This window comes from Sphingomonas sp. P4_D12 (assembly GCF_056401895.1).
Genome location: NZ_JBFUIL010000002.1, coordinates 278,233 through 293,208, shown reverse-complemented (window position 1 = coordinate 293,208; position 14,976 = coordinate 278,233). Strand labels below are relative to the sequence as shown.

Below are 14,976 nucleotides of genomic sequence, written 5' to 3'. Positions count from 1 at the left end.
CCGCTCGTGTATGGAATCATTTGGGCGTCACGAACGGATCGATCGTACGGATTGTCCCGTCAGCATTGTAGGTCAACTCGGTCACCTTGACGTTGCGCAGCCAGGTCTTGTCCGAGATCTGGGTGTCCGCATAAAATAGCCACCAACGCCCCTTATACTGAACGATCGAGTGGTGCGTGGTCCAGCCCTGCACGGGCAGCAGGACATTGCCCTTGTAGGTAAAGGGCCCGTAAGGCGACCTACCCACCGCATAGGCGATGAGATGCGAGCCTCCGGTGGAATAGCTGAGATAATATTTCCCGCGATATTTGTGCATCCACGAGGCTTCGAAGAAGCGCCGCGTGCCATCACCGCTGGTGAGCGGTTTGCCGTGTTCGTCGACGATCAGCGCCTCGCGCGGTTTTTCGGCGAATTCGAGCATGTCCCCGCGAAGCTTCGCCACCTGTGGCATGAAGGCCTGCTCGTTCTGGCCGCGCGGATCGCCGGCGGGGCCGTTGGGATCGTAGACGCCGCCGACATTCTTCTGAAGCTGCCCACCCGACAGCCCGCCGAAATACATATAACTGCTGCCGTCATCGTCGACGAACACCGCAGGGTCGATCGAGAAGCTGTCCTTGATCGGCTGGGGCCGGGCCTTGAACGGTCCGGCCGGCTGCTTCGAGGTGGCGACGCCGATGCGGAAGGCGCCGGTGCGGTCCTTGGCCGGGAAATATAGATAATAGATCCCGTTGCGATAGGCAGCGTCGGGCGCCCACATCTGTCGCGCCGCCCAGGGTACGTTCGCAATGTCGAGCACATTGCGATGCACCTGAACCGGTCCGTTGGGACGCGTCATGCTCAACACGACATAGTCGCGCATCTTGAACGCCCCGCCCTCGCTGTTCTTGAAGGGCTCGACGTCAGGGAGCGGCGGCCCCTCTTCAGTGTCGTGGCTGGCATAAACATAGAGCTTGCCGTCGAACACGTGAGCCGCGGGATCCGCGGTATAGGGCGAGGTAACGAGCGGCTGGGAGAGATATTGCCGCGCCGAGGTCTGCGCCTCATCGTTCGCCGGCGCCTGTGCGACGCCGAATGCTGCCATGGCCGGGACAGCAAACAGGACGAGAAGTCGATGGGCGTTGCGTGTCATTCTATTCTCCACCTCGCCGTCAGCCGTTTCGGTCGTCGCCGGGGGACGATTACGGGCAAGCGCTAAATACGGGCCAAACACAGTGATGCGGGGGCAACCGGCATCTCACGCCGCCGGCATCCCCCTGCCTTCCCCCAAGGTTCTATTGGGCTTGCTTCGCGCCGACGCGTTCGAGCCGCATGAGCAGGATATCGTTGGTCCGCATGGGCGCCTCGATATTCAGGGATCCGCTTTTGGGGACAGTGACGATGACGTCGCGTTCGGCCACGTCCCGGGTCAGCCCTTGCAATTGCTCCAGCTGGGCCGCCGAAAGCTTCTGGGGCATCTTCATATCGATATAGGCCGAATAGGCATCGTTATGGCGGTAGCCGGTCCGGTAGGTACGCAGACGGTACCGCCCCGGCTGGACATGCACGAAGCGCGCGCTGACCGGCGTCGCGGGCGATGACTCCACCAATCGGCTGTAGAACGGACGATTGCTGAGCTTCTGGTCGGGCTGGTGCCAATCCCACACCAGCAAGGTTAATCCGGATCCATCGACCGCGGCCATGCTGTAGGGATCCTTCACGGATATCCTCTGGCCCCGGAGCGCATTGAGATACTTGTAGGCAAACCAGGCGGGCTTGCGAACGCCCTCGGGGTTCATCAGCCCGAAGCCTCCCTGGAACGGCGCCGTGGGCGGACCGGGCTCTTCGAACAGGTCGCTATAGGTCCAGTAGCTCATGCCCTGGACCGAACCTTCGACCCCTTTGAGCTTGGTAAGAATATAGGGTGCGCTCACATAGCTGTCGTGCACTGCGTCGCGCGGCGTGTAGCTGGTGCTCCACTCGGTGAAATAAAGCGGCAGATTGGGAAAGCGCGACGCCTGGATTTGCGCGCGTACCCTGCGAACGTCGCCGACGATCGCGTCGGGTGAAGACGAGAGTTTGGTGTCGCCCTTGCCCTCTTCGTCGAGAAAGCCGCCGTCGACGCCATAAGTGTGCGTGGTGACGAAATCGACCGGCACCCGGTTCGCAGCGACATGATCGAGGAATTCGGGCACCCATGCCGCGCCGGCAGTCGATGGGCCGCCCACGCGCAGCGCAGGATCCACCGCCTTCAGCGTACGCGCCGTCACGTCATAAAGCGCGAAATACGCGTCGCGGTCGGCCTTTTCCCAGAAACCATCGAGATTGGGCTCGTTCCAGACTTCGAAATACCAGCTCCGCACCTCCTCGACGCCATAACGCTGCTGAATATGCCGAGCGAACGCGTCGATCAGGTGTGCCCAGCCATCCAGCTTCGGATGTGACGTATTGCCCTTCCAATAGAAGATCGAATTGTCCGAGGTCTTGAGCGCTTCCGGGGTGAAGCCGAGCTCGACGAAGGGCTTGATGTTGCGTGCGAGCAACTTGTCGTAAAGTTCGTCGATACGCGTCCAGTCGTAGACGATTTGTCCGTTTTTCACCTGCACCGTCTTGAGCACGTCATGGAAGATGGCGTGGAAGCGAATGTAGCGGAATCCCAGTTCGCCCGTCGCCGTCTTGAGCTGGGCCATGCTGTCGTCACGGATCAGCGTTCCGGGATAATCGGATCCCACGGAAAGATCGAAAAAGCGATCGACCGGAGTATCTGCCGTCGCCCGATCCACCTGCAGCACGCGCGGCGCAGACGCTGCGGACTGCGCGAACGCCGAAGATGTCAGGCTCGCAAGCGCCAGACCTCCGCAGGAAAGGACGGCGTATCGGCATCTCTTCACGAAATTCTCTCCCAGAGTTGTTTATCCGCTTTATCCGCTTCAGCGGATTCTGTCGTTCCTGCGCGCGCTCTCTTACACGCCGAATGGGGTCGACCTGTCTACCCAGCCACCGCCACTTCCGACCTCGTCAGAACCCGATAGGCAAAAAGCTGGGCCGGGATGTTATTCCCGGCCCAAGAGGAAGGCTCGTCCAAACTCATGTAATTGTGCGCGCCAGCCGGATCTATCTGATCAGCCTTCATCGCCAACTCAGATTTACCAAAGATAGCACGAATACCATGCAAGTTATTCTCTGGGGATACTTAGATCAACTAGGTTACATCTAAATATTGTCCCGAGAAATTTGTTACTCATCGCAGCTACGACGATTTGTCGCAACGCCGCTCCCAAGGAGTTATAGCGAAACGCAGACAGCTTTGCAGAGATTGTTCTCGACCGGCAAATTGGTCGGGTAAAACGGCTCGGGTGACGGCAAGCCGGTAAGAATAGCCGCGGGCAAAACGCGAATCGGGGCTCAATCGCGCTGCTCTTTGACGGAGACATGGCGTACTTCAGGTTCTCGGCGATCGCGTACTTGATTGCGAATAGCCGGATCCGCCCTATTCGCAGCACGCTCTTGCCACCGTCCTCGGCGGACACTCATCCGCGCATAGGAAATTTAGCTAGTTCAGAGCGATTGCCCCAGCATCGCTTCGACCTCATCCCGGTAACTCCGGCTGAGCATCAGGCGCGTGCCATCCTTCAGCACCACCTCGAACTCGCCATGCGAACGGCGCTCGAGAAACGCGACCGACCTTAGATTCACGACACTGGATCGATGGATGCGGATGAACCGAAAGGGGTCGAGCCGATTCACAACTGTGGTCAGCCCGGCCCGGTAGAGGAATTCCTCTGCCCCTACGTGCAGTGTCACATACACGCCGGCCGCTTCGATCCAGTCGATGTCCTGCGTCATCACGAACTGGGTCGCGTCCCGCTTCTTGACGACCATCCATTCCCAAATCTCGCCCGGCTTCGCACGCTTTGCAGCCAGCTTGAGGAGTTCCGGGCCAAAGGAATTTGCGTCGTCCGCATTTTCCGCGCGCAATTCGCCCAACCGCTTTTTGACGCGCTCCATCATCTTCTCATAGCGAGAGTCGCCGAACGGCTTGAGCAGATAATCGACGGCCTCCGCATCGAACGCCTGAAGCGCGAACTGGTCATAGGCCGTGACGAATACCGTCAACGGCATGTTTTCGGCACCCAGGGCGTCGATCACGCCAAAGCCATCAACACCGGGCATCTGAACATCGAGGAATACGATGTCCGGGCGCATGTCCTGGATCAACGCAACCGCATCGACGCCATTCCTTGCTTCAAGAATCTTGCCGACGCTACGGTCCTTGGCCAGCAGATCCGTCAGCCGTTTGCGCGCCGGCGCCTCGTCATCGACGACAAGAGCGGTGATCGGTCCAAGTTGCGATTTCATCCCCTTATCGCCGCCCTTCGCTTAGCGGCAGGCAGATCGCCACCTCGGTTCCACCACCCGGACGAGGCTGGATCATGAGAGCTTGTTCACCCAGGTCCGGATAGAGCGCGGCAAGGCGTTCACACGTCACACGGATACCCAGGCCGGTCGAGGTCTCCTTCCGCCAGTTCGCGGGCAGTCCCACCCCGTCGTCAAGCACCCGAATTTGCAGCTGCCCCGCAGTCCGCCGGGCCAAAATATCGATTGCTCCTCCAGACAGGCGACCTTCCAGACCGTGGCGAATAGCGTTTTCGACCAGGGGCTGGAGCAGCATCGAGGGGACCATCGCCGTTAGCGCCTCCGGCTCAATGTCCAGTTCGATCTGGATTCTGTCCCCGAAGCGAAATCTCTGGATCGAGATATAATGTTCCAGAAGTGCCAATTCCTGCGCCAGCGGTATTTCCAGCATGTCCTTGCAATCGAGCGAGCGCCGGAGCAGCGCGGCCAGATCACCGATCATGTTGCGCGCCAATTCGGGGTTCGTGCCGACTTCTGATGAAATGGCATTCAGCGTGTTGAAGAGAAAATGCGGCTCGAGATGGAGGCGTAACGCGTTCAAACGCCACTCGAGTAGGTTCGTCTCCACGCGCCCCAATTCGAGCTGTCCTGTCAAATAGCGGTTATAGTATCTGAATGATTGAAATATGCCTACGGCGGCGCAGTAAGTCTGCCAGCCGCCCAGGAAATAGTACACTGCGAACTCGCCGTTTGTTAACGGATTCCACCATACTTGAGGTATCGGAAGAAGAAGAAGTCCCGAGAGATACGTGTGAACCAGGCTGAAAGGGACGCTCAGTAGAAGAAAGAGCATGCTGAGGCGGAAGATGCTCTGGTCCTTCGGCACCATCTTTCTGTCGATCAGCAGCAGTGCCGGCGTAAGCAGCGCCCAGGCCCAGGAATCGATTATCTTCGCGATGAAGTGGTCCCATTGAAAGCCCCTCAGCATATCCGGCAAGGACAGGAATAAGCCGACCGACGTCCAGATCAGGAAGATGAGGGCGGCCGGGCGAAGCCAGGCACGCCAAGCGCGATACCAGGCGCCGACTGCTCCGACGGACTGGCCCCGCTGTCGCACGTCATTGGCCAAGATCGAGGAGTTGGACTGCACGGAACTCATAATTGGATATGGCTTATACCGCATTCGCGGCGAGAAAGCGCGTTTACGTCATGCCCGCCGCCGGACAGCATCTAGCAAACCCGGGCACCCGGGGTCGCGCGTAGCTGCCATCCCGGCGGACAAGACATGCGGCTTCCTCTCACTCCCCAGCGCTCGTCATTCCCGTCGCACAATATCCAGCCAAGCCATCCTTGCGCGTCGCCGGACGAATGCAATGACTTCTCCACAAGTATCGCCAGGGAAATATTATAGTATTAATTGACGACACGAGCAGCCATGTCCGGTGATTCGACGATTCGGCATACCTGGGATCGCATGCCGGCTGCTTATGGGGGTACCGGCCCCCGACCAAGGCTGGCGGATCAGCATTTGTAGGAAATGTTGCGAACCGGACTCATTCGACGCAAGCCGGCTCGCGGATTTGCAGAACGGATTCTGACGCCCCTCCTCACTGCCATTTTCCGCCAATTTTGGCGCACCCCGCCGATCCAATACATGGACGCGGCGGAAAAATTGTGTCGTTTGATAAGTAATGGCGAAGACGCGCCGCCCCTTGCGGGCCGGGAGAATGGACGAGCCATATTTAGGGAGAGATGATGCCGCTGAGAGCGACACCTCCCCCTTACCATCTGAATGGAGGGGTCGAGAAATGACGATTGACCAGGCAGTCTCCGGCACGCGCTCTCAAGCGCCGGTGCGTCATTATCCCTGCGCCGCCCAGATCAGATTTGACTTGCAAGGATCGGCTTCAAAACCGGCGACGCCGATTTTCGCGCCCAAAAATGGTAGCGGTAACAAGGGCGGATGCCGCGATCGCGAATGGTTGAAACGCGGGCCGCGGTCGCATTCGGGCGGGTTCAGGCCTGAAGCCGTGACGGGCGAAAGATCATCGCAGCAAATGTTCTGTGATCGACGCGCGGACGAACGGGATGAAGGGGCAAATGGCCGCTCACCTGTCGGGCAGGCCCGCGAGGAATATTCAAACTTAATCAACAAGATAAATGGGGAGGGCTAGATGAAATCACGTAACCTGTTGATCGAGGCCAGCATTTCGGCACTGATCTTGGGAGGCCTCGGCCTGGCTCAGCCCGCATGGGCCCAGAGTGCGGAAGCGAAGACCTCCGACGATGCTGCGACGGACAAGCCCGCCAAGGCGAAAGATAAGAGCGACGACGCCGTGACCGACATCATCGTCACCGCACGCCGGAAGGCGCTGAACGATGCGATCGAGATCAAACGAAATTCCGATACTATCGTCGACTCCGTCGTTGCCGATCAGGCTGGCAAGCTCCCCGACACGTCGATAACCGAAGTACTTCAGCGCGTGTCGGGCGTTACCCTGTCGCGCTTCTCGGCCGATCAGGGTAACCCGAGCTTCCAGATCGAAGGCACCGGCATTTCCGTGCGCGGTTTGCCCTTTAACTCCAGCATGCTCAACGGGCGCCAAGTCTTCAGCGCGAACGGCGCCAGCGCGATTAGCTGGGGCGACGTGACACCTGAGTTGATGAGCGCCGTCGATGTCTACAAGGGTTCGCTCGCCACTCTCATCGAGGGCGGCGCTTCGGCGGTCGATCTGCGGACGCGGCTTCCGTTTGATTACAGCAAGCCGGAAATCGACCTCACGGTCGGTGGCAGCTATGGCGATATGGCCAGGAAATTCTCTCCCAGCGCGTCCGTTCTGTTCACGAAGAAATGGGACACGAGCATCGGCGAGTTCGGCGTTCTGTACGACTTCGCCTTTTCGCGTTACGACTCGCAGAGCAGCGATCTGGCGATACGCCCCTTCTATGCTGAATATGCTCCCGGTTCGCCCTACGTCGCCACCGTCCCGGACGGTGCGGGAGGCACCGTCAAGGTGCCTAACGTGGGCCTGATCCCTTATGGGTATAATTGGAGCAACAGTAGCTTTAAGCGGGACCGTTATGGCGCCTATCAGGCGTTGCAATGGAGGCCGAATCCTAATCTGACCTTCACCAACACGGTATTCTATTCCCAATACGTCCAGGATAGCCAAGTTGCTCAAGCCGGCTTCGGGACGTCACCCCAGCAAAACGCAGTCTATATTCCGGTCAATCCCACGTTTGACTCAAATGGTGCGATGATCGCCGGTTCGCTGCGCTATGGAGCGACTGGACAGATCGTTTACGGCACGCCCGGAAATACCTGGCTCCAACAATATTCGCCAGGATGGTCGCCGGCGCCGACGACCGATTGTGGTTCCCAGGCAGGATATGGCGGGCCGGTTTCTCAAACCACCGCCGACTGGGCTAACGGCATCTATGGCTGCACCGCACCGCTGGACAACATCCAAGGATTTACCGGCTCTCGCTCCGTTAGCCACAGCAAGAGTTCAACGCTCGATATTTCGCAAACGTTCTTGTGGACGCCCGGCGATAAGGTGCGGGTCCGCGGCGGACTGCAGTATGTTTCGTCACAGGCCAAAAGCAAAAGCCTGTATGCCTCGATCGTACAGGAAGCCAACAATCTCGCGTCCGCCAGCTTCGATTTGACGAAGTCCATTCCTGTCGTGGGTGGATTCAATGCTGCCGCTCTGGCAAATACAGAAACCGCCTATTGGAGTACGTTGTCGAATCACGGGATCGACAACAAAGGACACATGTTCGCCGCCAATGTGGATGTGGATTACGATTTCGGCAGCGATTCCTTCTTCAGAAGCGTTTCGGTTGGCGCCCGGGCGTCGGTGCGCAACGAAAGTGATGTCGACACCGGAACCTATTGGGCTCCGCTGGCTCAACCTTGGGCGGGCATCAAATATTATCTCAGTGGCGACAACACTCCAACCCACACCGTGGCGCCGGATGGCTCGCCCAACGACTATCAACTCTATAACTTCCCTCAATACTTCGGGGGGAGAGTCCCCTCACCGGGCGCGGTGTTGATGCCATCCGAAAGTGTCATGAAAAATTATGACTGGTATCATCTGCTGAGTACTTATGGCCAAAGAATTCCTGGCGGAACGCCGCAGGATTATTATAATGCCCATCTTCTTAATACAAATGGGCCGGTCAACACCAGAATCAAGAACTACGCGGGTTATATCCAGCTGAAGTTCGGACACGATAACATGGGCATCATCCCTCGTTTCTCTGGCAGCATTGGTGTCAGATTCGTCGCGGCGGAAATCCACAGCTCGGGACAGCTCAGCCAAAACCAGATTACCAATTTTTTCCTGAGCCAGGCCGCCGCGGACGCCTATATCCAAGCGCAACTCGCTGGCGGAACGGGCGACCCTTCGACGATCTATTCTAGCCCGTCGTCCAGTACTCCCCGGTCGCTCGACTATTCGTTCTTCCGTGTTCTACCCGCGTTCAACATCAAATTCGATGTTACGCCGAACTTCGTGATGAGGGCTGCGGCTGCGGAAGCAGTCTCGCCGCCCAATCTCAACGACGTCCGGGCCGGTGGCTCCATTGGCGCGAATACTCTGAACTACTCCGTTACGCCTCCGGGCGGCGGCACCCCCATCAGCTTTCCGTACCTAACGAACTTCAGCATCACGGCTGCGGGGGCCCGGCTGAAGCCGACCATGATCCGGAGCGAAGATCTATCGCTCGAATGGTATCCCCGGAACGGCTCGATGGTCTATCTCAGCTTGTTTGCCAAGCAGATCAAGGACCAACCCATATTTACGTCGTTCGTGCAGAACCAGCCGACTCCGCTGGTTGATGGCAACAATCAGGTATCTATGCACGATCTGCCATGGACGTATCTACAGAACGAGACTTCCACCAAAGGCGTGAACATCAAGGGCTTCGAAGTGGGCGCACGCACCTTCTTCGACAAACTGCCGGGCCTTCTCAGCGGTTTTGGCATCAACGGCAGCTTCACCTTCGTCGACAGCACGAATCCGGGACCCAAGGCCACGGACGTTCTCGGCAACGATATCAAAGGCCTGCCGTTCTTCAATTTATCAAAATATTCGTATAATGCCGAACTGCTATACAGCCGTGGCCGTGTAAACATGCGTCTGGCTTATAACTGGCGCTCCAAGCAACTACTGTCCACCAACGTCAACCCCCTGTCTTGGGCGACTTCAGGCGGGAACCCATATAACGTAATTTTAAGTCCGACTGACTTCTCGTCGACGTATAATTTTCAGGTATACAACATGGTTCCATTGTGGGCAAAGGCGGCGGGCTATGTCGACTTTAGCTTCGACTTTAAGATCAACGACAGATTCGTATTGAACACCTCGGTCGGAAACCTTCTTAATACAAAGTCCAAGACGGTTCAGGAGCCCTTGGCCGGCGTCTTCCTGCCCTATGACACCAACATGAGCGATCGCCGCATAAACGCGACCCTCCGGGCAAAATTCTGATTGGACATCCGCTGGGCCATGGCAGACCGTTTCGGTGTGCCATGGTCCGGCCGATGTGAAAGGACGAGCATGTCTGAAAAGGATTTGAAAGCGCCCCATAACTCGAACGCGGTACGTAAGGTGCTGATCGCCGGCGGAGGTACGGCGGGTTGGATGACAGCGGCGGCCCTCAGTGCCGATTTGGCCGATGCTGGCCTCGAAATAGAGCTTATCGAGTCTCCCGAAATCGGCACAATCGGCGTTGGCGAGGCGACCGTCCCGTTCATCCATGTATTCAATCAGATGCTCGGTCTCGATCAGGCCGATTTCATGAGGCATTGCAACGCGACATTCAAACTCGGGATCGAGTTCGTCAATTGGCGCAATGTCGGAGATAGCTATTTCCACTCTTTTGCTCATTTCGGTCCCAATTACAAAGACGTTTCCTTTTATCACATGTACTTGCGGTACGCCCAGCTCATGGCGGCCCAAGGCACCGACACGCTGCTCGAAGACAGCAACGTTGGCGCGATAGCGGCACGGCATAATCGGTTTCGTCATCCACAAGCGGTCGAGCAGACCGGCCTGCCGTCGCACTTCTATGCCTTCCATTTCGACGCGGCACTTTATGCCGACTATCTTCGCACCTATGCCATCAAGCGCGGCGTGCAGCATGTGAGTGGCCGGATCGTGCATGTCGAGCAGAATGCCGAAAACGGATTTATCAAATCGGTTCGTTTACAGGATGGGCGCGAGTTCGAGGCCGATCTCTTCATCGATTGCACGGGCCTGCATGGCCTGCTTATCGAAAAGACCTTGAACAGCCCTTACGAGGAGTGGACGCACTGGCTCCCCTGTGATCGGGCGATTGCGGTTCCTTGCGCCAGGGTGCAGGCGCCGACCCCCTATACCAAAGCGATCGCCGAGGGATCGGGCTGGCGTTGGCGCATTCCGCTGCAACATCGCACCGGCAACGGGATGGTATATAGCAGCGCCTTCGCCGAAAGTGACGATGCGGTAGAAAAGAAGCTGCTCGGCGCGCTTGATGGAGAACCGTTGGCTCCCCCCAGGCGCATCAAGTTTACGCCTGGGCGTCGCCGCGAGGTCTGGGTCAAGAATTGCGTCTCAATCGGACTAGCCTCGGGATTTCTCGAGCCGCTGGAATCCACGAACATTCACCTCGTTCAAACATCCGTTTTCAAACTTCTAACCTATTTTCCCGACAAAAATTTCGACCAGTCCGAAATCGACTCCTACAACTCGGAAGTGGAGCTCGAAATCGAGCAGATCAGAGATTTCATAGTTCTCCACTACAAGGTAACTGAGCGAGAAGACACGTCATTCTGGAAATATTGCAAATATATGTCCGTTCCGGATTCACTTCAGAGGCGAATAGATATGTTCGCCCCACATGGCAGACTATTCATTCGGCCCGGAGAGTTCTTCACCTATAACAGTTGGCTGTCGGTAATGCATGGGCAGGGGCTCCGAGCGAACGGCCTCGTTCCTCAAATCGATCGTCTGACAGACGAAGAGATCATCGCATATTTCGACGCCTTCAACGGTAGGGTGCGTTCGGCCGTCAATGCAATGCCTCTCCATGGGGAGTATCTCCGGGCATTCGCCGGGGCGCCGGAAATTTCGGTGGCTCAACGTGGGGCTGGCGCTCGATGAGATTGCAGAACGAAATCATGAAGACAGTCGCGAACGGTAATCGAAAGAAAACGCCCACGCCTTTTGGCCGCGTATTGGCGGGATGCGCCATTCTCCTGAGCGTGCAGGCAGGTAACGCGAGCGCGAAGGAGGCGGCGCCAGAGTCCATCTGGGCCAAAGCGGGCGTCACCTACGAGCAATATCGCGGCGATGCTCTGGAATGCGGGAAGAAAGGTCTGGCGAGAAACGTCGCCAATTCCGAGGAGGTGAAGACCCTGGCTCGCGCATCCAAGCAGCTGGAAGCACTCGACGCCAGCGCTCAGGCTACCGTCCCCGCCGCCGGACCCATGGGCCAGCCGGACTTATCGGGTGCGATGAGCAGGTCCGCTGACGAGCAGAGGGTGATAGCCGCCGCCAGACCTGCCCAGCAATATGCAGGTATCAAGGAAATGATGTTCCAGGACATACGTCGTTGCATGATCGATCGCGGCTATGCCAAGATCGTCCTGACCGACGCTCAGCGCAAGGACTATGACGGGATCAAGGGCGGAGCCGACGCGCGGCGCGCCTATATCCACAAACTGGCCAGCGATCCGCATGTGCTGGAAACGCAGCGCGAGGCGACTGGGCGGTAGGTCGCGGGCGCAACGTTCATCCATTCCGTGATAACTGACGAACTTGCGCCTTTGCTCGCGGACAAGCACGGCGTCCGCGAAGTCGGTGCTTGGAAGACCGCTTCACCCCCTTCTGGTCCGGTTCGCAACATTTCGTTCTTATTTGGAACCCGGCAGCTTGTCCGGGCCAGATGGCCAAGTACGATAAAGCTATCAGAAGCGATGCGCGGTGCCTCTGCGGCAGAGCGGCGTCTCTATCCCGGTACTACGAATCCGCGGACACGGCTTGGTCCAGGCCGCGGCGCAGACCAGCACCGTTGGAGGAAACAAATGTCGCGACCGCTGGGGGTAGTATGGGGGCTTGCCGTCGCGTGGCTCGTCTGGGCGTTGGCAACTCCGGCGTTCGCGGAGACGCGCAGCCTGTCCCAGAACTGGCTGTTTGCCCGGGGCGAGGTGCAAGGTGCCGAAGCCCCTGCTTTCGATGATCGCGACTGGAAGCCGGTCGTGGTACCGCATGACTGGTCGATCATGGACGGGCGCGACGGCGCCGGGCCATTCGATCGACGCGCCACCGCCGGCCAGGATTCGGGCTATCTGCCGGGCGGCATCGGCTGGTATCGCCGCCATCTGAAACTCGACGCATCCGCGATGCGCAAGATCGTTCGGCTCAAATTCGAGGGCGTCTATATGGACGCCACGATCTGGGTGAACGGCCGCCGGATTGCCAAGCACCATTATGGCTACACCGCGTTCACGGTCGATCTTACCGGCAAGCTGCGGGCCGGCGACAATGTAATCGCTCTGCGCGTCAATCACGCGGACCCATCGTCGCGTTGGTATGCGGGATCGGGCATCATCCGGCCGGTCACGCTACAGATCCTCGATTGCGTTCATATCGATCCGGATTCGGTCTTCGTGACCACGCCCAAGGCGGCGCCGGACATGGGTATGGTCGCGATCCGGGCGTCGGCGAGCAACTGCGCGGCCCGGACGCAATCGGTCGAACTCGTGTCCAAGATAGTCGCGGCGAATGGCCGGGTGGTGGCGCAGGCCAGTCGGCGCCAAGCTCTAGGAGCAGGGGCGAGCGGCGAATGGGACCAATCGCTCGCGATCCCGCGCCCGGCCTTGTGGTCGCCCGCTTCTCCCAATCTCTACACGCTGGTGCAGGAGACGCGGATGGGCGGCGTCGTCACCGACAGGCACCAAACCCGGGTCGGCATCCGCACCATCACCGTCGATGCGACGAACGGTCTTCGGATCAACGGCAAGCGGGTGGTCTTGCGCGGCGGGAACATTCACCACGACAATTATATGCTCGGCGCCGCGGGGTTTCCGGATGCCGACCGGCGCAAAGTCGCGCTGATGAAGGCGGCAGGCTACAATGCCATCCGCAGCGCGCACAATCCGGCAAGCCAGGCCACGCTCGACGCCGCCGACGAACTCGGCATGCTGGTGATCGACGAGGCCTTCGACAGTTGGAACAAGGACAAGCGCGCGCAGGATTATTCCCGCTTCTTCGCCACGGATTGGCCGCAGGATATTGCCAGCATGGTGGTCAGCGGCCGCAATCACCCGAGTGTGATCTTCTGGAGCATCGGCAATGAAATCCCGGAACAGGGATCGCCGCCGGGAGTCGAAACGGCGCGGAAGCTGGCCGAACGCGTGCGCGCCCTTGATCCGACCCGGCCAGTGACCCAAGCGGTCAGCATCGATCCGCCCGATAGCGACAAACAATTCGCGGCGCTCGATGTGGCCGGATACAATTATCGAGCGCATTTGTTCGCGGGCGACCACCTGAAATTCCCGCAACGCGTCATGTACACCTCGGAATCGACCTCGCGGGATGCCTTTGACTATTGGCGGCCGGTCGAAACCATGCCCTGGGTGATCGGTGATTTCGTCTGGACCGCCGTCGACTATCTCGGCGAATCCGGCATTGGCTGGATGGGCTATAGCCAGGACTGGCAGAAGCTCGGCCCCTACCCCTGGCATCTCGCTTATTGCGGCGAAATCGACGCGACAGGGCGCAAGAGGCCCGCCGCTTATTACCGCGAAGCGTTGTGGAAGACGGGGATCGATCCGATCTCGGCGTTCGTTCGCCAGCCCGAAGGAAGCCAGGACCTTCCCGACCGGCATTTCTATCCGATTACGCCCCCCCATCTCGATTGGGCGCTCGACGACGTCCATCCCAGCTGGACGTGGCCGGGACAGGAAGGCAAGCCGCTCGAGGTCGTGGTCTATTCCGAACTTCCGGAAGTGGAGTTGTTGCTCAACGGAGTCAGCCTGGGGCGCAAGCAGGTAGGCGTCGAGAGCGAATTCAAGACCGTGTTCAAGACTCCTTATGCGCCAGGCAGGCTGACAGCCATCGGCTACGACCATGGGCGCGAGGTCGCGCGCTGGGAATTGCGCACCGCAGGCCCGCCGGCCAGGGCCCGCGTGACCGTCGATCGCCGCCGCCTCACCGCCAATGGCGAAGATCTCGCTTATGTGACGGTGGAACTCGTCGATGCCGCCGGAACGCCCGTCTATGACCAGCACGCCGACCGTGTCGTGACGGTGCAGGCCCTCGGCGCCGCGACGCTCGCGGGTATCGGCAACGGCAACCCGCAAGACGCATCGAGCTTCCAGTCGGGAGCGCGCAAGAGTTTTCACGGACGCGTCGTTGCGGCATTGCGCGCGGGCATCAGAACCGGTCCCGTCAAGGTCGACGTCGACGTCGAGGGGTTGCCGACGCAGCGCCTTCAGCTCGAGACCGTAGCAAAATAGCCCCAGCCCATCGTGGTTCGAGCAACGCATCGGGCAATTAGTCTGTCTCGAATGCGAAAAAAGTTACGAAGCGGACTGACGTTATTCAGGACAGTCCGGCAACCCGATAAGCGGGATTAGGTTGGTGATTTTTC

9 protein-coding genes are annotated in these 14,976 nt (G+C 58.9%); 5 read left to right on the top strand and 4 right to left on the bottom strand.

Features of this window, described 5'->3' with window-relative positions:
- Positions 1–16 precede the first annotated feature (16 nt).
- The 4 genes from AC1DSD_RS03915 to AC1DSD_RS03900 form a co-directional block, all read right to left on the bottom strand.
- Positions 17–1,081 (bottom strand): glycoside hydrolase family 43 protein, encoded by a 1,065-nt coding sequence (locus AC1DSD_RS03915; protein WP_478029015.1) that lies wholly within the window; start codon positions 1,079–1,081, stop codon positions 17–19.
- A 190-nt stretch (positions 1,082–1,271) separates the two neighbouring features.
- Positions 1,272–2,768 (bottom strand): GH39 family glycosyl hydrolase, encoded by a 1,497-nt coding sequence (locus AC1DSD_RS03910; RefSeq protein WP_478028629.1) that lies wholly within the window; start codon positions 2,766–2,768, stop codon positions 1,272–1,274.
- 766 nt (positions 2,769–3,534) lie between these two features.
- Positions 3,535–4,335 carry a LytR/AlgR family response regulator transcription factor gene (locus AC1DSD_RS03905; RefSeq protein WP_478028628.1) on the bottom strand — a complete coding sequence of 267 codons (801 nt, stop codon included), beginning with the start codon at positions 4,333–4,335 and terminating at the stop codon, positions 3,535–3,537.
- A 4-nt stretch (positions 4,336–4,339) separates the two neighbouring features.
- Positions 4,340–5,491: a sensor histidine kinase gene (locus tag AC1DSD_RS03900; RefSeq protein WP_478028627.1), complete on the bottom strand. Its 1,152-nt coding sequence runs from the start codon at positions 5,489–5,491 to the stop codon at positions 4,340–4,342.
- A gap of 649 nt (positions 5,492–6,140) precedes the next feature.
- Between AC1DSD_RS03900 and AC1DSD_RS03895 the strand changes: the two genes are divergently transcribed.
- The 5 genes from AC1DSD_RS03895 (at position 6,141) to AC1DSD_RS03875 (ending at position 14,842) form a co-directional block, all read left to right on the top strand.
- Complete coding sequence (locus tag AC1DSD_RS03895; protein WP_478028626.1) at positions 6,141–6,506, top strand: hypothetical protein; 366 nt, start codon at positions 6,141–6,143, stop codon at positions 6,504–6,506.
- Entirely contained in the window at positions 6,507–9,830 is a 3,324-nt protein-coding gene (locus tag AC1DSD_RS03890; protein WP_478028625.1) for a TonB-dependent receptor, read from the top strand.
- A 69-nt stretch (positions 9,831–9,899) separates the two neighbouring features.
- Entirely contained in the window at positions 9,900–11,483 is a 1,584-nt protein-coding gene (locus AC1DSD_RS03885) for a tryptophan halogenase family protein (RefSeq protein WP_478028624.1), read from the top strand.
- Positions 11,484–11,500: 17 nt separating this feature from the next.
- The gene (locus AC1DSD_RS03880; protein ID WP_478028623.1) at positions 11,501–12,097 is read left to right on the top strand and encodes a hypothetical protein; all 597 of its coding nucleotides are present in this window, start codon (positions 11,501–11,503) and stop codon (positions 12,095–12,097) included.
- 309 nt (positions 12,098–12,406) lie between these two features.
- Positions 12,407–14,842 carry a glycoside hydrolase family 2 TIM barrel-domain containing protein gene (locus AC1DSD_RS03875; protein ID WP_478028622.1) on the top strand — a complete coding sequence of 812 codons (2,436 nt, stop codon included), beginning with the start codon at positions 12,407–12,409 and terminating at the stop codon, positions 14,840–14,842.
- Positions 14,843–14,976 lie beyond the last annotated feature (134 nt).